Consider the following 20,151-nt stretch of genomic DNA (forward strand, 5'->3'; position numbering starts at 1 on the left):
GCGAAGGCCGCCCGAGGGGCGGCCTTCGGTGTTTCCACCGGCCGTTCCTCCCTCCCGGAAGGAACCCCGACATGCACCGCAACACGCCACGCGAGGAACGCAACGACCGCGCCGAGGGCGGCGCCCCGGACGACGCCGCGGCCCTCGTCCGGCGACTGCTGGCGCCCCACTGCCCGCCGTTCGCCCTGCTGCGCCGCAGGGCGCCGGGGCGGACGGGGGCCACGGTCGAGGTGCTGATCGGCGACGTGGTCGAGGTCGAGCACCTGGCCGACATCCCGCTCGGCACGGACGGCGCGGCCCCCGCCGCGGGCGCACCGGTCACCGACGCCCTGGCGCTGATCCCGTTCCAGCAGATCCGCGAGCGCGGCTTTGAGGCCCACGACGACGGCACCCCGCTGGCGGTGCTGCGCCCCCGGGAGAGCCACGAGATCGCCCTGGACGACCTGCTGGCCGCACTGCCCACGCACGAGGTGCAGGTACGGGACGGCGGCTTCGACGTGGACGACGCGGCGTACGCGGAGATCGTCGGGCGGGTGGTCAGGGACGAGATCGGCAACGGCGAGGGCGCCAACTTCGTCATCCGCAGGACGTTCGACGGCGGGATCCCGGACTTCTCCGCCGCCGACGCACTGGCCCTGTTCCGACGGCTGCTGGCGGGCGAGCGGGGCGCGTACTGGACGTACGTCGTGCACAGGCCCGGGGTGCGCACGCTGGTCGGGGCCAGCCCCGAGGTGCACGTCCGGATGACCGGCGAACGGGGCGAGCGCGGCGCGGAGTCGGCCGACGGCGGCGGGCCGCGGGTGGGCGGCACCGTCGTGATGAATCCGATCAGCGGGACGTACCGCTACCCGGCCGGCGGCCCCACGGCCGACGGCGTCCTGGAATTCCTCGGCGACCGCAAGGAGGCGGAGGAGCTGTCGATGGTCGTCGACGAGGAGCTGAAGATGATGTGCACCGTCGGCGACAAGGGCGGCGTGGTGATCGGCCCGCGGCTCAAGGAGATGGCCCATCTCGCGCACACCGAGTACGAGTTGCGCGGCCGCACCACGCTGGACGTGCGCGAGGTGCTGCGGGAGACGATGTTCGCGGCGACGGTCACCGGGTCGCCGGTGCAGAACGCCTGCCGGGTCATCGCGCGCCATGAACCGGTCGCCGACGACGGCCGGGGCCGCGGCTACTACGCGGGCGCCCTGGCGCTGATCGGACGGGACGCCACCGGCGCACAGACGCTGGACTCACCGATTCTGATCAGGACCGCGGACATCGCGGCCGACGGCCGGCTGCGGGTGCCGGTCGGGGCGACGCTGGTGCGCGCGTCCGACCCGTACGGCGAGGTCGCCGAGACGCACGCCAAGGCCGCGGGGGTGCTCACCGCGCTCGGCGTCCGGCAGGCGCCGGACCGGCCCGCCGTGGGGCAGGCGCCGCGGCTGGCCGACGACCCGCGGGTGCAGGCCGCGCTGGAGCGCCGCAGGGCCGGGCTCGCGCCGTTCTGGCTGCGGATGCAGACCACCGCGCCGACCGCGGCCCTGCACGGCCATGCGCTGGTCGTCGACGCCGAGGACACCTTCACCTCGATGCTGGCGCATCTGCTGCGCACCTCGGGCCTGGCGGTGACGGTGCGCCGCTTCGACGAGCCCGGGCTGCGCGCGGCCGCCCTGGCGCACCGGGGCCCGGTCGTGCTGGGACCGGGCCCCGGCGACCCGTCCGACGCGGCCGACCCGAAGATGCGCTTCCTGCGGTCGCTGACCGCGGACCTGGTGGCCGGGCACCAGGGCTCTCCGGACCGCCCCGTCCTCGGCGTCTGCCTCGGCCATGAGCTGCTGGCGGCGGAGCTGGGCCTGGAGATCGTGCGCAAGGACGTGCCGTTCCAGGGCGCCCAGGAGCGCATCGACTTCTTCGGACGCGAGGAGACCGTCGGCTTCTACAACACCTTCACCGCCCGCTGCGACGAGGCCGCGGCGGCCGAACTGGCCATGCACCGCATCGAGGTGAGCCGGGACGCGGCGAGCGGCGAGGTGCACGCGCTGCGGGGGCCCGGGTTCGCCGGGGTGCAGTTCCACCCCGAGTCGGTGCTCACGCTGGACGGGGCGTCCCTCACCGCGCAGCTGCTGGCCGCTGTCCTGGTGTGACCAGCAGGTTCTCGCCGGTGCGGCCGGCCAGGTAGTCCTCGACGTTGGCGACGGTGACCTCGATGATCTGGCCGACCGCATCCGCGGTGAAGTACGCCTGGTGCGAGGTGACCAGGACGTTACCGAAGGTCATCAGCCGGGCCAGAGTGTCGTCGCTGACCACTTCCAGCGACCGGTCGAAGAAGAACAGCCCGGCCTCCTCCTCGTAGACGTCCAGGCCGACGCCGGAGAGCCGGCCCGCCTTGAGGGTCTCGACCAGCGCGACGGTGTCGACGAGGCCGCCGCGGCTGGAGTTGATCAGGAGCGCGTCGTCCCTCATCAGGGCCAGGGCGTCCGCGTCGACGAGATGGCGGGTGTCCGCCACGAGCGGGACGTGCAGCGAGATCAGGTCGGCCTCGGCGAAGAGGCGCCGCCGGTCGACGTAGCGCATACCGAGGTCGAGGCAGGCCGGGTTCTCCACGAGGTCCCAGCCGAGCAGGTGCATGCCGAAGCCGTGGGCGATGCGGGTGAACGCCTCGCCGATCCGCCCGGTGCCGATCACTCCCGCGGTACGGCCGCGCAGGTCGCGGCCCATCAGGCCGTCCAGCCGGAAGTCGAAGGAGCGGGTGCGGCCCACGGCGCGGACGATCCGGCGGTCGACGGCCAGCGCGAGCGCCCAGGCGAATTCGGCGACCGCGTAGGGCGAGTAGGAGGAGACCCGGCCGATGGTCATGCCGAGGTCGGCCGCGGCCTCCAGGTCGATGTTGTTGTAGCCGGTGGAGCGCTGGGTGATCATCTTCGTGCCGCCGGCCGCGAGGGTCTGCAGCACCTCGGCGCTCAGCTCGGCGTTCACGCTGGCCGTGACGATCTCGTAGCCGTGGGCGATGGGGGCGGTGTCGCGGTTGAGGAAGACGTCCAGGCTCCGGATCTGGTGCCGCCCGGCGAACGCCCGCTCCAGCAGGGGCCGCTCATCGGCCTGCACCCCGAATGCGAGGATCTCCACGTCTGCCTCCCGCCGCTTCCCGTACGCGCCCGTTCCGCACGCGGACGTACCGGGACATCCCGGATCACGCCGAATATACGGCCGTGGGCGCGCCGGTGCCGTCCGGGCGGCGGACGGCACCGGGCGCCCGCGGCTCAGCCGAAGAAGACCCCGACCTCGGCGTAGAGCGCCGGATCGACGGTCTTGAGCTGCGCCGTCGCCTCCGCGATCGGCACCCGCACGATGTCCGTGCCGCGCAGCGCGACCATCTTCCCGAAGTCGCGCTCGTGCACCGCGTCGATGGCGTGCAGCCCGAAGCGGGTGGCCAGCCAGCGGTCGAAGGCGCTGGGTGTGCCGCCGCGCTGGGTGTGGCCGAGCACGGTGGTGCGCGCTTCCTTGCCGGTCCGCCGTTCGATCTCCTTGGCCAGCCACTCCCCCACACCCGACAGCCGGACGTGCCCGAACGAGTCGGTGCTCCCGTCCTTGAGCACCATCTGGCCGTCCTTGGGCATCGAGCCCTCGGCGACGACGACGATCGGGGCGTAGCGGACCGTGAAGCGGGACTCGATCCAGCCGCAGACCTGCTCGATGTCGAAGCGCTGCTCGGGGATGAGGATGACGTTCGCGCCGCCGGCCAGCCCGGAGTGCAGCGCGATCCAGCCGGCGTGCCGGCCCATCACCTCGACGACCAGCACCCGCATGTGGGACTCGGCGGTGGTGTGCAGCCGGTCGATGGCCTCGGTGGCGACACCCACGGCGGTGTCGAAGCCGAAGGTGTAGTCGGTGGCCGAGAGGTCGTTGTCGATCGTCTTGGGGACGCCGACACACGGGATGCCGTGCTCGTCCGAGAGCCGGGCGGCGACGCCGAGGGTGTCCTCGCCGCCGATCGTGATCAGCGCCTCGACCTCCTCCTTGGCGAGCGTCTCCTTGATCCGGCGGATGCCGTCGTCCTGCTGGAAGGGGTTGGTCCGCGAGGAGCCCAGGATCGTGCCGCCGCGCGGGAGGATGCCGCGGACCGCCGGGATGTCCAGCGGCACGGTGTCGCCCTCCAGCGGCCCGCGCCAGCCGTCCCGGAAGCCGACGAAGTCGTATCCGTACTCCTGGGTGCCCTTGCGGACGGCACCCCTGATCACCGCGTTCAGACCGGGGCAGTCGCCACCGCCGGTCAGTACTCCGACCCGCATCGCTGCTTCACCTACATCCCGTCAGTGGCCGCGCACGGCCGTGAATGAGCCGACCCGGTCACGCTAATGGTGATCTGGGTCACTCCGGGATGGGGCAGGCGACGATTCCGTTGCGCGGAGGGGGAGTTGACGCGGAGCGTTCACCCGTACGAGCGGAACGTGCCGCCCGGTGGACGCGAACGCCCGTCAGCGGGCCGCGCCACCGGGACGGTCACGCCTCGTCGAGGCCGCGCTCTATCGCGTACCGGACCAGCTCGACGCGGTTGTGCAACTGGAGCTTGCCCAGGGTGTTCTGGACGTGGTTCTGCACCGTGCGGTGCGAGATGACGAGCCGTTCGGCGATCTGCTTGTACGAGAGGCCCTTGGCGACCAGCCGCAGCACCTCGGTCTCCCGCTCCGTCAGCCGCGGCGCGCCCGGCTCGTCCGCCGTCGCGGGCGCCGGCTCCGTCGCCAGCCTGCGGTACTCGCCCAGCACCAGGCCCGCAAGACCCGGCGTGAAGACCGGCTCGCCCGCCGCCGTCCGCCGTACCGCGTCCAACAGCTCTTCCGTACTGGCCGACTTGAGGAGGTAGCCGGTCGCGCCGGACTTCACCGCCTCCAGCACATCGGCGTGCTCGCCGCTCGCGGAGAGCACCAGCACCCGCAGCGCGGGATTGCCGCCGACCAGCTTCCGGCACACCTGCACGCCGGGCAGGCCCGGCAGATTGAGGTCGAGGACCAGCACATCGGGCGCCGCCGCCTGCGCCCTGCGGACCGCCTGGGGCCCGTCCCCCGCCGTGGCCACCACGTCGAGCCCGGCGGCCGCCAGGTCCCGCGCCACCGCGTCCCGCCACATCGGGTGGTCGTCGACCACCATCACCTTCAGGCCGGCCTGCTCACTCATGTGTCCGCCATCCCCCGTCGTCGCCCTCGGACGCAGCGTCCTTGGGAACCGTCAACTCCACTTCCGTGCCCTGGCCGGGGACCGAGATCCAGTCGGCGCTGCCGCCCCACTCCGCCAGCCGCCCGCGGATCGAGAGGGCGACGCCGAGCCGGCCCTCGCGTTCGGCGTCCGCGAGCCGGCCCTCGGGAATACCGGGGCCGTCGTCGCGCACCGTCACGATCACCGCGTCCGCCTCGTCCTCCACCAGGATCCACGCCTGGGCCTCGTCCCCCGCGTGCACCCGCACATTGTCCAACGCGGCACCGACAGCGGCCGCGAGAGAGGCGGCGGCACCCGCGGGCAGCTCCACCGGGGCGCCCGGTTCGGAGAACGTGACACCACGGCCCGCGTACGGAGCGAGCAGCGCGCGGACATCGCACGGTGCCCCGGACGGCGCCTGCGCGCCCGCCTGCACCGGCACGGCCACCGGGGTGCCCGCCGCCTCGGTGCGGGGCGCCGGCACCAGGCCGCTGGAGACCAACGTCCGCAGCGCGACCTCCTGTTCGCCCGCCATCCGGCCCAGCTCCGCGGCCTCGCCGCCGATCGCGGCGCCGCGCCGCTGCACCATCGCCAGGACCTGGAGGACGCTGTCGTGGATGTCGCGGGCCAGCCGCTCCCGCTCACGGGTCGCCGCCTCGATCTGCAGGGCGCGGGCGAGCGTGCGCTCACTGGCGCGTGCCACCTCGACGACATAGCCGATCGCCACGCTGGCCACCCAGACCAGGACGACGTTGTGGATGGTGTTGCCGGCCAGTTCCTCGCGTTCGACGAGGTTGGCGACGGCCACCACACTGGACGCCGCCATCGCCCAGCGCCAGCCGCCCTTGATCGCGAAACCCAGGACGGCGCCCGCGGTCCAGATGGACGGCAGCGTGGCCGCGCCGCCCATGATGCGGTCGTGCGATTCGACCAGCATGGTCAGCAGGATGCCGCCGACGGCGAAGGTGAGGTCGGCGAGGAGGAAGTGCCGCGTGCAGCGCTCGGCGGAGGTCGTCCGGCGCCAGGTCAGCGCCATCCAGACGGTGAGCGCGCCCATGTAGCCGACCGCGCCCAGCGGATGCTCGTACTTGCGGTACTGGGCGGCGACCAGGCACAGGGTGTAGATCAGGGTCAGGATGCGGTAGCCGGTCAGCGCCCGCCACAACGGGAGTTCGACCGACATCCGCAGCTTCGGCGGCGGCTTGCCGCGGCTCTGTTCCGACGCACCGCCGCGCCCCGCCGTCCGTATGCCGGTGTCGGTCATGCCGGCTCCCACCCCCTCGCCGGGCACGGCTACGCCCCGGCCCCGGCCTTGCCTTCGCCGTCCGTCCCGTCGCGCCCGGCCTTGCCCGGCTGCTCGGCCTCGGCCTTCTTCTTCGCCTCTGCCGCCTTGGCCGCGTCGGCGATCTGCCGCTTGGCCGCCGTCGCGTAGATGTCGACGTACTCCTGGCCGGACAACTTCATGATCTCGTACATCACTTCGTCGGTGACCGACCGCAGGATGAAGCGGTCGCCCTCCATGCCCTGGTAGCGGGCGAAGTCCAGCGGCTTGCCGATCCGGATACCGGGCCGGATCATCTTCGGCACGACCTTGCCCGGGGGCTGCACCTTCTCGGTGTCGATCATCGCGACGGGGATGACCGGCGCACCGGTCGCCAGCGCCACCCGCGCCAGGCCGCCCGGCTTGCCGCGGTAGAGCCGGCCGTCGGGCGAGCGGGTGCCCTCCGGATAGATGCCGAACAGCTCACCGCGCTCCAGCACCTCGATCCCGCTCTTGATGGCGGCCTCGCCCGCGCCCCGGCCACCCGAACGGTCCACCGGAAGCTGCCCGACGCCCTTGAAGAACGCGGCGGTCAGCTTCCCCTTCACGCCCGGGGACGTGAAGTACTCGGCCTTGGCGATGAAGGTGACCTTGCGGTCGAGCACCGCGGGCAGGAAGAAGGAGTCCGAGAAGGACAGATGGTTGCTCGCGAGGATCGCCGGACCCTCGGCGGGAATGTTCTCGATGCCTTCCACCCAGGGCCGGAACGCGAGCTTGAGCGAGCCGCCGATGGAAAACTTCATTGCGCCGTAGATCAACCGACTGCCTCCTGTGTGTGACGCAAAGACCTTAACCTGCCCCCGGCGGCCCGCTCGCCGCAACGGGTCCGCCGCCGCACCACGGGCGGCCCCGCCCTCCCGCCGCCGCCCTCCGGCCTACCCGCACGGCGTCACTCCGCGTACGCTGCAAGTGACCTGCCAGGCCCCCTTATCGATCGGAGTCCCCCGGTGCCGCTCCTTCCCGGAGCCGAGCCGTTCCGCCGTGACGGCGGAGAGGTCGGCGTCCTCGTGTGCCACGGCTTCACCGGCTCCCCCCAGTCCGTCCGCCCCTGGGCCGGGTATCTGGCCGACCGGGGGCTGACCGTCGCGCTGCCGCTGCTGCCGGGCCACGGCACCCGCTGGCAGGACATGCAGGTCACGACGTGGCAGGACTGGTACGCGGAGGTGGACCGCGAGCTGCGGGCGCTGACCGCCCGCTGCTCGAAGGTCTTCGTCTGCGGCCTGTCGATGGGCGGCGCGCTGGCACTGCGGCTGGCCGCCAGGCACGGCGACGCGATCAGCGGGGTGGTCGTGGTGAATCCGGCCAACAAGGTGCACGACGCGGCAGCGCCGCTGCTGCCGGTGCTGCGCCATGTCGTCCGCACCACCAAGGGCCTGGCGAGCGACATCGCCAAGCCGGGCGCCGATGAGGTCGGCTACGACCGGGTGCCGCTGCACGCCGCGCATTCGGTGCGCCGGTTCTTCCAGCTGGTGGACTCCGAACTCCCGCAGGTCACCCAGCCGTTGCTGGTGATGACCAGCCCGCAGGACCACGTCGTGCCGCCCACGGACTCCGAGCGCATCCTGAGCCGGGTCTCCTCGTCCGACGTGCGCCAGACGCTGCTGGAGCGCAGCTACCACGTCGCCACGCTCGACCACGACGCCGAGCAGATCTTCCGCGACACCGCCGCCTTCATCTCCCGGCTGGCCCCGGAGGCGCTGGCGGATGCGGCGGACGAGGGGACGGCGGCCCGTGGCGGAGCCTAGCCCCCGCGATCCGCAGGATCCGCTGGACGAAGAGGCCGCCTGGGCCGAGATCGTGGCGGGTTACGGCGAGGAGCCGCGCATCCCGGCATGGGACGACGCGGCGGACGAGCCGGACCGTGAAGGCCGCGCGGGCGAGGACGGCGGCGCCCCGGCGGGGCCCGCGGCCTCCTCCGGCCCGGCCGGCCTGCCGGGAGCGCCCGACCTGACGAAGCCGGATCCGGCGAAGCCCGCCGCGGACGCCCGTCCCGAGGGCCTCGGCGAGATCCAGGAGCGCCCGCGGCGCGGCCCGGGTGCGCCCGGCGGCGGCTCGGCGGGCAGCTTCGTCGTCTACGCGCCCGGAGTCGGCCCGCGCGACTGGGACGCCGCGCAGCCCTCCGACGACGACTTCGACGACGGCGACGAGGGCCACTTCACGCCGCCCGAACCGCCGCCGCTGCCGCACGCCGACGTGACCGCGCGGTTCGCCTGGCTCGCGGTGCTCGGCGGTCCGCTGCTGCTGCTGGTGATGGTGCTCATCCAGCAGCCCATGACGTGGTGGATCACGGTGCTGGGTGTCGGCGGCTTCCTCGGCGGCTTCGGCACCCTCGTGGCCCGGATGAAGAGCGACGACGAGGACGACGACGGCCCGGCGCCGGGCAGCGGCGCGGTGGTCTGACGCCGCTCAGGGCGCGTCGGCCGGCACCCGCAGCGCCGCCAGGACCGGCAGATGGTCGGTGGCGGCGACGAGGTCGGCGGCGTGCACACCCGGCAGGCCGTACGGCACCCCGCAGCCCAGCACCTCGATGCCGCCGGTGGTGAAGACCGCGTCGATCCGCTGGTGCGGGTCACGGGGCGTGGACGTGAACTCCCCGCCCCACGGCCTCGCCGCCCAGGCGTCGGTGAGCGAGTGCGCGAGGAGCCGGAAACTGCGGCCCTGCGGCCGGTCGTTGAGGTCGCCGGCCACCACCGCGTACGGCACGCCGAGCCGCTCAAGATGCTCCAGCAGCAGTCCCGCCTGCCCGTGGCGCTCCCCGGCCGCGAGGCTGAGGTGGCAGCTGAGCACGCCGAACCTGGCCCGGCCGATCCGTACCACCGCGGTCGCGAGTCCGCGCCGGTGCAGGCCCGGGGTGCGGGGCAGCAGGACGTCCTCCGTGCGCTCCACGTGGGCGCGCAGCGAGGAGAGGATCATCGGCCCCGCGGTGGTGGCGCCACCGGTGACGTACACCAGGCCGCTCTCCCGGGCCAGCCGCTCGGCGGCCTTGCGCCAGCGGAAGAACCGCGGCGCCTCCTGGATCAGCACCAGGTCGGGTGCGCAGGCGCGGATGACCCGGGCCAGCGCCGCCCGGTCGTCCCGCAGCGAGCGGATGTTGTAGCTGAGTACCCGGACGACGGCCGAACCGTCGGGCTCGGTACGGGAATCGGGCAGCGCGGTCACGGGTGCGGGTCCTCTCGGCGGCGGCGTCACGGCCACGATAGGACAGCGCCCGCCGCGCTCCCGTGGGAACACGGCGGGCGGTGGTGCTCAGCCTCAGCCCTGGCGTGCCAGGTCGGCGGCGCCCACCAGACCTGCCTTGCCGCCGAGTTGGGCGGCGAGTACCTGGGCGTGCGGACGCCACTGGTTGCCGACCAGCCAGCGGCGGAACGACTTGCGGATCGGGTCGAGCACCAGCTCGCCCTCGTCCGATACGCCGCCGCCGACGATGAAGGCGGACGGGTCGAAGAGCGAAGCGAGGTCGGCCAGCCCTGCACCGGCCCAGCGGGCCAGCTCGCGGAACGAGTCGATGGCGACCGGGTCGCCCTGCCGGGCGGCCTCGCTGATGTGCCGGCCCTCGATGCCCTCGGACGTGCCGTCGCCCAGCGCGAGCAGCACCGCGGCGTTCTCGGGGGTGGCGAAGGCGCGCTGGCGTGCGTAGCGCAGCAGGGCGCGGCCCGACGCGTACTGCTCCCAGCAGCCCTGGCTGCCGCAGCCGCACAGCAGGCCGTCCGGGACGACCCGGATGTGGCCGAACTCCGCGGCGACGCCGAAGCGGCCGCGGCGCAGCTTGTTGCCGATGATGATGCCGCCGCCGAGGCCGGTGCCGAGCGTGATGCAGATGACGTCGCTGTGGCCCTGGCCCGCGCCGAAGCGGTACTCGCCCCAGGCCGCGGCGTTGGCGTCGTTCTCCACGACGACGGGGAGGCCGACGCGCTGTTCGACCTTGTCCTTGAGCGGTTCGTGGCGCCAGTCGATGTTCGGTGCGAAGAGGACCGTGGCCCGCTTCTCGTCGACGTAGCCCGCCGCGCCGATGCCGACGGCCTCGATCCGGTGGGCGGCGCCGACCGTGCGCACCGCGTCGGCGATGGCTTCGGTCAGCTCGTCGGTGGCCGGCGGAGTCGGTACCGTGCACGTCTCCAGGATCGAGCCCTCTTCGTCGACCACGCCGGCCGCGATCTTCGTGCCGCCGATGTCGACGCCGATGGTGAGTCCCATGTGTCCCTCAGATTTCGCTCGAACCCCGCCGGGGACAACCGTACCGGAGCACGTGGGGCCCGATTGTCAGTCGAGATCGATCCGCTCGGTGCCCGCGGGGCCGTCGTCGTCACGGGGGTCGCCGGTGCGTCCGGTGCCGTCGGTGCCGGGCGGGCGGCCGGTGCCCGCGGGGCGGTCGGTGGTGTCCTCGCGGGTCCACCGGGCCTCGCTGCCCTCGACGGCCGAGCGGTAGGCGGCGAGGAGTTCGGAGCCGGCCGCGGCGAGGTGGTCGAAGAGGTCGGGGTGGCGCTCGACGACCGGTTCGACGGCGGCCTTCGCCTGCTTGAACAGCTGGTTGACCGCACTCTGCGCAGCCATCCCGCCCAGGGCGCCGGGCAGCTGGATCCCGGCGAGCTTGTCCGTCACCGCCTCGGCGAGCTTGCGCAGTTCCTCGGCCGCGCTGCCGGGCTGCGGGCCGTACTCGGCACGGCGCCTGGCCTTCTCGGCGGCGAGGTCCTCGGCGCAGGCCCTCTCCCAGGCATCGGCATCGGGGCCGGCCGTACGGTCGGCCGGTCGCTCGGTGGCATCACTCATGGTGAACTCCGTGGACTCCTGCGGCGGGCGGCTGCGGCGGCGCGCGGGGGCGCGGCGGCAGCCGGGACTCACCTTTGACGGTACCCGAACGGGGGTACCCGCTTCAGTCGCTGCGGGGCCAGAGCGCGGGATCGGGGGCGAAGCGGATGTCCAGGACACCGTCCCGCAGACCGGCGCCGGAGACGGTGCAGCGGCGCAGCGCGGACGGCAGGGTACGGATACGGCGGTACCGGCCGACGGTGACCACGATCTCGTCGCCGCGACGCACCAGGCCGAGTCCTTCGCGCGCCGCACCGGGCAGTGGCACCCGCCAGACCAGCAGGCCGTCGGCGGCCAGCCGGTCCTCGACGGCCCACGGGTCGGCGGCGCCCCCGGCATCCGGCTCCGCCGCCCGGCCGGCTATCTCCCACGGCTCGTCGCCGGCCCCGCAGGTCAGCGCGTCCAGGGCGTCCAGGCCCTGCGGGTCGCGCCCCAGGTGCGGGACTTCGTGCACGGGGACGTCGGGGAACTCCTCGCGGAGCACCTTGAGGGCGGCCTGCTGGCTGCCGGAGAGCGCGGCGAGGACCGGGTCGGCGGATCCGGTGGGCAGCAGCCGGTTGACGAGGACGGCGTCGGTACGGCGGCCGTGCAGGGCGAGTCCCGCACGCACGGCGCGCAGCGTGCCGGCGGCGACCGGGCCCGCATCGGTGACCAGCCGCACGGTCGTGCCGGGTGCGTCGATCACCCGCTGGACGGCGGCGAGTTCGCCCTCCCAGCGCTCGGCGGCCTCGTAGAGCTTCTGCGCCGGCATGGGGACGCCGGCGAGCTGGGCGAGCACCGGGCGCAGGGCGCGGGCGGCCTGGCGTTCGGGGGGCAGCAGGCGGCGCAGGTAGCGGCGGACCTGTACGGGCAGCGCGAGCAGCCGGATCGTTTCGTCGGCGGGCGGCATGTCGACGACGACGGCGTCCCAGGCGTCCGACGCGGCCTCGGTGCGCAGTGCGTGCAGCAGCGCGAAGGCTTCGGAGCCGGGGAGTTCGGTGAGTTCGTCCTCGTCGAGCGGGGCGGCGCCCAGCAGGTCGAGGGCGGCGCCGGCGCGGTCCTGGAAGGACAGGAACTCCTGCCGGAAGCGGTCGCCCGGGTCGATGCGGCGGGCCTGGAGGCCGGGGGCGATCCCGGCGGGGGTGTCGGCGGTGATCCGCGCGCCGAGCACCGCTTGCGGGGCGCTGCTCTCGGTGGTGAGCAGCAGAGTTCGCGCTCCCCGCCGGGCGGCGGCCAGGGCGGTGGCCGCCGCGAGAGTGCTGCGGCCGCTGCCGCCCGAGCCCGTGACGAGGACGGTGCGCACGGTCAGCGCTTCTCGGCCTCGTCGGCGGGCGCGGGGCTCTCGGGGCCGCGCTCGACGCGCTTCTTCAGCCCGTCCAGCGCACGGTCGATGATGACCTTCTCCGCCTTGCGCTTGATCATGCCGAGCATCGGGATCTTGACGTCGACGGTGAGCTGGTAGGTCACTTCGGTGCCCGCGCCGCCGTTCACCGCGGCAAGGCGGTACGAGCCGTCGAGCGACCGCAGCATCTGCGACTTGACCAGGGACCAGCTGACCTCGTGGTCGCCGGTCCAGGTGTAGGCGAGGGTGTGGTCGTCCTTGATGGCGCCGGCGTCGAGCACCAGCCGCACCTGCTCGGCGCGGCCGCGGCCGTCCTTGGCCAGCACTTCCGCTTCCTTGACCTCGCCGGTCCACTCCGGATAGCGGCCGAAGTCGGCGATCACTCCCATCACCTCGGCGGGTGCCGCCGCGATCGTGATGCTAGAGCTGGTGTGTTCGGCCATCGCCGTGACTCCTCCATGCCGATCCCTGCCGGTCCCGCCGGCCCGCCGACCCGCGTCGAACCCGGTGTCTGTGCTGCTGAAGGCTACCGCGCGGCGGAAGACCGCCGGACACCAGCGGGCCCGCGGGGGCCGGGCCGCGGGGCGGGGCCCCGTGCGCTCACCACTCCAGCACGTACGGCCTGCCGGTCGCGTTGAAGTGCCCGACATTGACGCATTCCGTACCGCCGATCCGGACCCGGCGGGCGAGCGGCTGGTGGACGTGGCCGAAGAGCGAGTAGCGCGGGCGGGTGGTGCGGATGGCGTGCAACAGGGCGGAGCTGCCGCGTTCGAAGCGGCGGGCGACGGTGTCGTAGCACAGCTCAGGGACGTCCGGTGGGATGTGGGTGCACAGCACGTCCACCTCGCCGACCGCCTCGATCTTCGCCGCGTACTCCTCGTCGCCGATCTCGTAGGGGGTGCGCATGGGGGTGGTCAGGCCGCCGCCGACGAAGCCGAAGACGCGGCCGCCGATGTCGATGCGCCGGCCGTCCAGGACGGTGGTGCCTTCGCGGACGAACTCGGGCCACAGCCGCGGGATGTCGACGTTCCCGTAGGTGGCGTAGGTGGGGGTGGGGAAGGCGGCGAAGAGTTCGGCGTACTGCTTGCGGACCGCGCCTTCGATGACCGTTTCGCGGTCGCGTCCACTGTCGTCCAGTTCGCCCCACAGGCGGCGCCCCAGCGCGCGGGCCTCGTCGAAGCGGCGGGCGGTGCGCAGTTCGACCAGCAGGTCGGCGTTCCGCGCGCCGAAGAGATCGGGGAAGATCCCGCGGGTGTGGTCGGCGTAGTCGAGGAAGAGGACGAGGTCCCCGAGGCAGATCAGCGCATCGGCGCCGGCGCCGGCACCGGCGAGGTCCTGGCTGTTGCCGTGTACGTCACTCACCACATGCAGTCGCATGGGCGCAGCCTAACGACCTGGGGAGCAATGGTCCTCGGGCGCCGAGGACCATTGCTCCCCAGGTCGTAGGTCGTCACCACGGGCTCCGGGCAGGCCCCGTGGACCTGCGGTTACTTTCGGGTCACCGGAGCGCTGGTCTAGTCTGCGCGCAGCAGTCCCATGGCGTGTCGCAGGCATGTGACGCATCGAACATCTGGCCGTAACCCTCTATACCAACAGCAATACCGGTGGGTAACGTCCGGGCAGTCCAGTCCCCACCTGCCTGATCATGGACCGCAACCGGTGCAGCACACAGCGTCGTGGCACCGGCGCCAATGAGGAGCAGCAGTCTTGCGCGAGTTCAGCCTTCCGGCCCTGTACGAGGTCCCAGCAGACGGCAATCTGACGGATCTCATCCGCCGAAATGCCGCGCAGCACCCGGATGTTGCGGTCATGGGGCGCAAGGTGAACGGCGAGTGGCAGGACGTCACGGCCAGTGCCTTCCTCGACGAGGTCAGAGCCGCCGCCAAGGGCCTGATGGCGGCCGGCATCCGGCCCGGCGACCGGATCGGCCTGATGTCGCGCACCCGCTACGAGTGGACGCTGCTGGACTTCGCCATCTGGAGCGCCGGAGCGATCACCGTCCCGGTGTACGAGACCAGTTCAGCCGAGCAGATCCAGTGGATCCTCGGCGACTCCGGCGCGGTGGCCTGCCTGGTGGAGTCGCCCGCGCACGAGGCCGCCGTCGAGTCGGTACGCGACCGGCTGCCCGGCCTGGAGAACATCTGGCAGATCGAACGGGACGCCCTCGCCCGGCTGCGCGCCGCGGGCGAGGGCATCTGCGACGAAGAGGTCGACGAACGCAGCGCGCTCGCCGACGCGGACACCGCCGCCACCATCGTCTACACCTCCGGCACCACCGGCCGCCCCAAGGGCTGCGTGCTCAGCCACCGCAGCTTCTTCGCCGAGTGCGGCAACGTCGTCGAGCGGCTGCGCCCGCTGTTCTCCACCGGCGAATCCTCGGTGCTGCTCTTCCTGCCCGTCGCGCACGTCTTCGGGCGGCTGGTGCAGGTGGCGTCCGTGATGGCGCCCATCAAGCTGGGCCACGCGCCGGACATCAAGCACCTCACCGACGACCTGGCGTCCTTCAGGCCGACGCTGATCCTGGGCGTCCCCCGGGTCTTCGAGAAGGTCTACAACGCGGCGCGCGCCAAGGCGCAGGCCGACGGCAAGGGCAAGATCTTCGACAGGGCCGCGGACACCGCCATCGCCTACAGCCGGTCCCTGGACACCGCGGCGGGCCCGACGTTCGGCCTGAAGCTGAAGTACAAGCTCTTCGACCGCCTCGTCTACGGCAAGCTGCGTGCGGTACTCGGCGGCCGGGCCACCCACGCCATCTCCGGCGGCGCGCCGCTCGGCGAGCGCCTGGGCCACTTCTACCGCGGCATCGGCTTCACCGCCCTGGAGGGGTACGGCCTGACCGAGTCCTGTGCGGCCACCGCGTTCAACCCGTGGGACCGCCAGAAGATCGGCACCGTCGGCCAGCCGCTGCCCGGCTCCGTGGTGCGGATCGCCGACGACGGCGAGGTGCTGCTGCACGGCGAGCACCTGTTCACGGAGTACTGGAACAACGAGACCGCGACCGCCGACGCGCTGTCCGACGGCTGGTTCCACACCGGCGACATCGGCACCCTCGACGAGGACGGCTACCTCGCCATCACCGGGCGCAAGAAGGAAATCCTGGTCACCGCGGGCGGCAAGAACGTCGCCCCGGCGGTGATCGAGGACCGCATCAGGGCGCACGCGCTGATCGCCGAATGCATGGTCGTCGGCGACGGCCGGCCGTTCATCGGCGCGCTGATCACCCTCGACGAGGAGTTCCTGCCCCGCTGGGCCGAGGAGCACGGGCGGGCGGGCACCACCGCCGCCGCGCTCGCCGACGACCCCGAGCTGATCGCCGCCGTGCAGCGCGCGGTGGACGACGGCAACGCCGCGGTCTCGAAGGCCGAATCGGTCCGCAAGTTCCGTATCCTGCCGACCCAGTTCACCGAGGAGTCGGGTCACGTCACGCCGTCGCTGAAGCTCAAGCGCAGCGTCGTGGCGAAGGAGTTCGCCGAGGAGATCGAGGCCATCTACCGCGGCTGACAGGCCGGTTGGGCAGCGGCGGGACGTCAGCAGGCGCCCCGCCCGCGGCCTACAGCAGGTCCTTCAGGTGCTCGGCGAGCAGATCCCAGCGCCACTTCTCCTCCACCCAGGCCCGGCCCCGCTCGCCCATCCGTCGGCGCAGCGCCGGGTCTTCGAGCAGCGCCACGATCCGCTCGGCGGCGGCCGCGGGCGATCCGCCGGGCACCACCCAGCCGGTCTCGCCGTCCAGCACCGCGTCCGGCGCGCCGCCCGAGTCGCCCGCGACGACCGGCAGGCCGGTGGCGGACGCCTCCAGGTAGACGATGCCCAGGCCCTCGACGTCGAGGCCGCCGCGCCGGGTGCGGCACGGCATCGCGAAGACGTCACCGGCGCCGTAGTGGGCCGGCAGCTCCTCCCAGGGCACCGCGCCGGTGCAGCGCACCGCGTCCGCCACCCCCTTCTCCGCCGCCAGCGCCCGCAGCTCCTTCTCGTACGGGCCGCCGCCGACGATCAGCAGCACCGCGTCCGGCACCGCCGCCAGGATCGCGGGCATCGCCTCGATGAGGGTGTCCTGCCCCTTGCGCGGGACGAGCCGCGAGACGCACACCACGACCGGCCGGTCCGCGAGCCCGAGCCTGGCCCGCACCTCGGCGCCGCCGGAGCCGGGGTGGAAGGTCTTCTCGTCGACGCCGGGCGGGAGTTGGACCATCCGCCCGGCGGCCTCGGGGGTGAGGGCCGCGGCGATCCGCGACCGGGTGTACTCGCCGAGGTAGGTGAGGGTGTCGCAGCCCTCGCCGATCCGGCGCAGCAGCTGCCGGGCGGCCGGTAGCTGTGCCCAGCCCGCCTCGTGGCCGTGCGTGGTCGCGACGATGCGGCGGGCGCCCGCCGACCGCAGCGCGGGCGCCATCAGGCCGAGCGGCGCGGCGGCACCGAACCACACCGACCCGCAGCCGTGCTCCCGCAGCAGGCCCGCCGCCCGCCGGGTCACCCGGGGCGTCGGCAGCAGCATCGTCGTACGGTCGCGGATCACCGGGAACGGCTGCTCGGCGTCGAACGCCGCGGTGACCTCGGCGCCCTCCCTGCCGCGCTTCCAGGTCGAGGCGTAGACGACGACCTGGGAGGGGTCGAGCCGCAGCGCCATGCTGTGCAGGAACGCCTGGATGCCGCCGGGGCGGGGCGGGAAGTCGTTGGTGACGATGAGGGTCTTGTGCACGCGGGTCTCTCGGCGTCGGTCTCGGCGGCGGGCCCGCCAGGTCGTGGGGGCCCGCGGCCGACAGTACCGGCTCGGCTCGCGCGGCGGCCCGGCGGCGGCCCGTCCCAGGACCCGTCCGGCATCATGCAGGAACGGTCCCGCGGCCCCCGGGCGGGCGGCGGGAGGCACGCACAGGACCGGCCGGCGAGGACGCGTTGACCAGGAACTCCCGCAGCACCGGCGGCACTCCGCGGGCGGCAGCGCTCCCCGTGGCGGTGTGGGCGGCGACCCGTGCCGTGCTGCTGCTGTGCGTGCTGAAGGTGCTGGTGGTGCCGGGGTCCGACGTGACCGGGGACGTGTCGGTGATCTACCAGGGCTGGTCCGACGTCCTGAAGACCGGCACCTTCCCGCGGGACGACGTCGCCTGGCAGTACCCGCCGGGCGCCGCCCTCGCCCTCCTCTCCCCCGCCCTGCTGCCGTTCCTCGGCTATCCGCACGCCTTCTTCGTCCTGCTGCTCGCCGTCGACGCCGCCGTCCTCGTGCAATTCCTGCGGGCCGCCCGGCGGCCCGGCAACCGGCGGGCCGGGGCGTGGGCCTGGATCGCCGGGGTCGCGCTGCTGGGACCGACCGCGTACGCCCGCTACGACCTGATGGTCACCGCCGTCGCGGTCGCCGCCCTGTTCGCCGCCGCGCGCAGGCCGCGGGTGGCCGGCGCGCTCATCGCGTGCGGCACGCTGCTGAAGGTGTGGCCCGCGCTGCTGCTGTGCGGGGCCGCGGTGCGCGGCGGGCAGGCGCGGGCACTGTGGTGGAGCGCGGCGGTCTGCACGGCGGCACTGACCGTGTGCTGTGTGGCCGCCGCGCCGGGCGCCCTGGGCTTCCTCACCGCCCAGCGCGGCCGCGGCACCGAGGTCGAGTCGCTCGGCGCCCTGGTCTTCCACGTCGCCCGGCACTTCGGCTGGAGCGGCCACGTGCTGCTGAACTACGGCTCGATGGAGTTCGTCGGCCCGCTGGTTCCGCAGGTCAGCGCGGCGGCCCTCGCACTGTCCTGCGCCGCGTTCGGCTGGCTGCTGCTGTGGCGGGTGCGGGCGCGGGCACTGACCGCCACCCTGTGCGCCGATGCCGCGTTCACCGCCGTGCTGCTGTTCACCACCACCAGCCGCGTGATCAGCCCGCAGTATCTGCTGTGGCTGGTGGGGCTCGCGGCGGTGTGCCTGACGGTGCGGGCGGGGCGGCAGGGACTGCCCGCCGTCCTCGTCCTGCTCGCCACCGGCGTCACGTTCCTGGAGTTCCCGCCCGGCTTCGCCCACGTCGTGGCGAGCGACGGCACCGGCCTCACGGTGCTCTTGTTGCGCAACGGCCTGCTGGTCGCGGCCTGCCTGCTCGCCTGCCGCCGGCTGTGGCGGGCGACGGCGGCGCGCCCGCCGGGGCACCGCAGAGACGGCCGGTCCGCCGCGACGGCCGCCGCAGTCAGCTCAGTTCGCCCTTGACGTAGGCCCGCCACTGCCGGGTGAACTCCGTGACCCCGATGCCGAGTTGGGCACGCATTGCCTGGTCGAGACGCGTATTGCGGCCGGCCGGCTGCCGGTGGTCGTCGGTGCCGCCCCGGGGGGACGGCGAGGAGAGCGCGCGGGCCCCGACGGACGGTGCCGCCGCCGGACCGTTGCTCCCCGAGGCGGCCGCGCCCTGTCCCGCCGCCCGGTAGAACGCCCGCAGCTTCGCCTCGCCCCACTTGCCGGCGATCATCCGGCAGGCCAGCCAGCCGCCCTCGTACGCCGTCGCCAGCCGGTCGGCGCCACCGGTGAAGCCGAAGTCCTCGTCGGCCGGAAGCTGCCGCGGCGGACGGCCCGCCGCCACCGCACGGGAGAGTTCGGGGGCCGTGGTGCCTGCGGAGCGGCCCCTGCCGCGGTAGGCGACCCAGTCGGCGAACCCCTCCGAGAGCCACAGCGGGGTGGTTCCGGTGGTGGCCGTACGGGTCGCGACGTGGGTGATCTCGTGGGTGAGCACCACCGCGCGCCCCAGGTCGTTCAACTCCTCGTAGGCGTCCGGGTTGACGATCACCCGGTCCGCGGGCGCCTTGGCGGCCGCGCCCGCCTCGCCAGTGGTCACCGCCGCGATGCCGGTGTAGCCGGACGCGTTGCCGCTGCCCAGCAGCTGCGCCATGTGCACGACGGAATCCGGCGCCTCCACCACGACCTGCCCCGTCCAGGCGCCCTTCCAGGCCGACGAGGCGGCCGGCACCGCGGCGTCCGCCCGCTTCGCCAGATCGCGCAGCCGGCCCGGGTCCGCCGCACCGCCCAGCACCAGACTGTGCCGGCCACGGACCATCCGCACCGGGCCCTGGTCCCACAGCTGACGGGTGCCGGTGTGCCCGGCGGCCGCCGCGTCGGTGTCCGACGCGATCCGCCAGCGGCCGCCGTGCCGGGTCAGCGTGAGGTACTGCTCGGAGGTGACCGGCTCCGCGTCGTAGCCCTTGAGGCGGTAGCTGAGCTTGACCTTCGCCGCCAGCCGCCCGCCGCCGGACGGCAGCGGGAAGGCGTCGGTGGAGACCAGGTCGTAGCGCCAGCCGGTCAGCGGCAGCCCCGCGAGGTTGCCGAACATCCGGCGCTGGCGGTCGTAGTAGCCGGTGTGCCGCGGGTCGACGGAGGCGAGGAAGGCGGCCTCGTCATGCTGCGATACGGCCCGCGCGCGGTCCGCGAGCATCCGCTGGACGTCCGGGTGGCGGGCCTGCGCCGGCGCGCCGCCCGCACAGCCGGTCAGCTGGGCGAGCAGCGCGAGGAACAGGACGGCGCAGCCCGCCCTCCCGGCCCGTGACGGGTGTCGCACACCCCGCTGACCTGCCATGCGGCCGATCGTATG

The 20,151-nt window shown here is 73.6% G+C and carries 18 protein-coding genes; 5 read left to right on the forward strand and 13 right to left on the reverse strand.

Annotated features, from left to right (window positions below; genetic code table 11):
* The first annotated feature begins 71 nt into the window (after positions 1-71).
* Positions 72-2,129: an anthranilate synthase family protein gene (locus tag LIU39_RS25340; RefSeq protein ID WP_227049194.1), complete on the forward strand. Its 2,058-nt coding sequence runs from the start codon at positions 72-74 to the stop codon at positions 2,127-2,129.
* On the opposite strand, the gene LIU39_RS25345 is transcribed toward LIU39_RS25340, so the two are convergent.
* The 5 genes from LIU39_RS25345 to LIU39_RS25365 form a co-directional block, all read right to left on the reverse strand.
* Complete coding sequence (locus LIU39_RS25345) at positions 2,095-3,111, reverse strand: 2-hydroxyacid dehydrogenase (protein WP_227049195.1); 1,017 nt, start codon at positions 3,109-3,111, stop codon at positions 2,095-2,097. The genes LIU39_RS25340 and LIU39_RS25345 overlap by 35 nt on opposite strands.
* A gap of 134 nt (positions 3,112-3,245) precedes the next feature.
* Positions 3,246-4,274, reverse strand: a complete 1,029-nt coding sequence (locus LIU39_RS25350) for a 6-phosphofructokinase (RefSeq protein WP_227049196.1) — start codon at positions 4,272-4,274, stop codon at positions 3,246-3,248.
* 211 nt (positions 4,275-4,485) lie between these two features.
* Positions 4,486-5,157, reverse strand: coding sequence for a response regulator (locus LIU39_RS25355; RefSeq protein WP_227049197.1), 672 nt, complete (start codon positions 5,155-5,157; stop codon positions 4,486-4,488).
* A complete protein-coding gene (gene macS, locus LIU39_RS25360) occupies positions 5,150-6,439 on the reverse strand; it encodes a MacS family sensor histidine kinase (protein ID WP_372464035.1) in 1,290 nt (429 codons plus the stop codon). The genes LIU39_RS25355 and macS overlap by 8 nt, the downstream gene beginning before the upstream one ends.
* 29 nt (positions 6,440-6,468) lie before the next feature.
* Positions 6,469-7,239 (reverse strand): lysophospholipid acyltransferase family protein, encoded by a 771-nt coding sequence (locus LIU39_RS25365; RefSeq protein WP_227049198.1) that lies wholly within the window; start codon positions 7,237-7,239, stop codon positions 6,469-6,471.
* Between the two features lie 204 nt (positions 7,240-7,443).
* Between LIU39_RS25365 and LIU39_RS25370 the strand changes: the two genes are divergently transcribed.
* The gene (locus LIU39_RS25370; RefSeq protein WP_227049199.1) at positions 7,444-8,241 is read left to right on the forward strand and encodes an alpha/beta hydrolase; all 798 of its coding nucleotides are present in this window, start codon (positions 7,444-7,446) and stop codon (positions 8,239-8,241) included.
* The gene (locus LIU39_RS25375) at positions 8,228-8,896 is read left to right on the forward strand and encodes a hypothetical protein (protein ID WP_227049200.1); all 669 of its coding nucleotides are present in this window, start codon (positions 8,228-8,230) and stop codon (positions 8,894-8,896) included. Before LIU39_RS25370 ends, LIU39_RS25375 begins: the two co-directional genes overlap by 14 nt.
* A 6-nt stretch (positions 8,897-8,902) precedes the next feature.
* Here the strand turns inward: LIU39_RS25375 and LIU39_RS25380 are convergent, their stop codons facing one another.
* The 6 genes from LIU39_RS25380 to LIU39_RS25405 form a co-directional block, all read right to left on the reverse strand.
* Positions 8,903-9,655 carry an endonuclease/exonuclease/phosphatase family protein gene (locus LIU39_RS25380; RefSeq protein WP_227049201.1) on the reverse strand — a complete coding sequence of 251 codons (753 nt, stop codon included), beginning with the start codon at positions 9,653-9,655 and terminating at the stop codon, positions 8,903-8,905.
* Positions 9,656-9,748: 93 nt separating this feature from the next.
* Positions 9,749-10,690, reverse strand: coding sequence for an ROK family glucokinase (locus LIU39_RS25385; RefSeq protein WP_227049202.1), 942 nt, complete (start codon positions 10,688-10,690; stop codon positions 9,749-9,751).
* Positions 10,691-10,756: 66 nt separating this feature from the next.
* Complete coding sequence (locus LIU39_RS25390; RefSeq protein ID WP_227049203.1) at positions 10,757-11,263, reverse strand: DUF5304 domain-containing protein; 507 nt, start codon at positions 11,261-11,263, stop codon at positions 10,757-10,759.
* Between the two features lie 103 nt (positions 11,264-11,366).
* Positions 11,367-12,584: an ArsA family ATPase gene (locus LIU39_RS25395; RefSeq protein WP_227049204.1), complete on the reverse strand. Its 1,218-nt coding sequence runs from the start codon at positions 12,582-12,584 to the stop codon at positions 11,367-11,369.
* A gap of 2 nt (positions 12,585-12,586) precedes the next feature.
* Positions 12,587-13,066 (reverse strand): SRPBCC family protein, encoded by a 480-nt coding sequence (locus LIU39_RS25400; RefSeq protein ID WP_227049205.1) that lies wholly within the window; start codon positions 13,064-13,066, stop codon positions 12,587-12,589.
* A 157-nt stretch (positions 13,067-13,223) separates the two neighbouring features.
* The gene (locus tag LIU39_RS25405; protein ID WP_227049206.1) at positions 13,224-14,000 is read right to left on the reverse strand and encodes a metallophosphoesterase family protein; all 777 of its coding nucleotides are present in this window, start codon (positions 13,998-14,000) and stop codon (positions 13,224-13,226) included.
* A 330-nt stretch (positions 14,001-14,330) separates the two neighbouring features.
* Here LIU39_RS25405 and LIU39_RS25415 point away from each other — a divergent pair, with 330 nt between their 5' ends.
* A complete protein-coding gene (locus tag LIU39_RS25415) occupies positions 14,331-16,124 on the forward strand; it encodes an AMP-dependent synthetase/ligase (protein WP_227049208.1) in 1,794 nt (597 codons plus the stop codon).
* Between the two features lie 49 nt (positions 16,125-16,173).
* Here LIU39_RS25415 and LIU39_RS25420 read toward each other — a convergent pair whose 3' ends face one another.
* Entirely contained in the window at positions 16,174-17,316 is a 1,143-nt protein-coding gene (locus LIU39_RS25420; RefSeq protein ID WP_227049209.1) for a glycosyltransferase family 4 protein, read from the reverse strand.
* Between the two features lie 194 nt (positions 17,317-17,510).
* On the opposite strand from LIU39_RS25420, the gene LIU39_RS25425 reads away from it, so the two are divergent.
* Positions 17,511-18,782, forward strand: a complete 1,272-nt coding sequence (locus tag LIU39_RS25425; protein ID WP_227049210.1) for a glycosyltransferase 87 family protein — start codon at positions 17,511-17,513, stop codon at positions 18,780-18,782.
* Here the strand turns inward: LIU39_RS25425 and LIU39_RS25430 are convergent.
* Positions 18,763-20,136, reverse strand: coding sequence for a hypothetical protein (locus tag LIU39_RS25430; RefSeq protein WP_227049211.1), 1,374 nt, complete (start codon positions 20,134-20,136; stop codon positions 18,763-18,765). The genes LIU39_RS25425 and LIU39_RS25430 overlap by 20 nt on opposite strands.
* Positions 20,137-20,151 lie beyond the last annotated feature (15 nt).

Origin of the sequence: Streptomyces pinistramenti, from assembly GCF_020564935.1 — a bacterium.
GTDB lineage: Bacteria > Actinomycetota > Actinomycetes > Streptomycetales > Streptomycetaceae > Streptomyces > Streptomyces pinistramenti.

Excerpts from the sequence above, each read along its gene's own strand:
- LIU39_RS25340 (WP_227049194.1), top strand. The coding sequence starts at position 72 with ATGCACCGCAACACGCCACGCGAGGAACGCAACGACCGCGCCGAGGGC.
- LIU39_RS25350 (WP_227049196.1), bottom strand. The coding sequence starts at position 4,274 with ATGCGGGTCGGAGTACTGACCGGCGGTGGCGACTGCCCCGGTCTGAAC.
- LIU39_RS25355 (WP_227049197.1), bottom strand. The coding sequence starts at position 5,157 with ATGAGTGAGCAGGCCGGCCTGAAGGTGATGGTGGTCGACGACCACCCG.
- macS (WP_372464035.1), bottom strand. The coding sequence starts at position 6,439 with ATGACCGACACCGGCATACGGACGGCGGGGCGCGGCGGTGCGTCGGAA.
- LIU39_RS25365 (WP_227049198.1), bottom strand. The coding sequence starts at position 7,239 with ATGAAGTTTTCCATCGGCGGCTCGCTCAAGCTCGCGTTCCGGCCCTGG.
- LIU39_RS25385 (WP_227049202.1), bottom strand. The coding sequence starts at position 10,690 with ATGGGACTCACCATCGGCGTCGACATCGGCGGCACGAAGATCGCGGCC.
- LIU39_RS25390 (WP_227049203.1), bottom strand. The coding sequence starts at position 11,263 with ATGAGTGATGCCACCGAGCGACCGGCCGACCGTACGGCCGGCCCCGAT.
- LIU39_RS25400 (WP_227049205.1), bottom strand. The coding sequence starts at position 13,066 with ATGGCCGAACACACCAGCTCTAGCATCACGATCGCGGCGGCACCCGCC.
- LIU39_RS25405 (WP_227049206.1), bottom strand. The coding sequence starts at position 14,000 with ATGCGACTGCATGTGGTGAGTGACGTACACGGCAACAGCCAGGACCTC.
- LIU39_RS25430 (WP_227049211.1), bottom strand. The coding sequence starts at position 20,136 with ATGGCAGGTCAGCGGGGTGTGCGACACCCGTCACGGGCCGGGAGGGCG.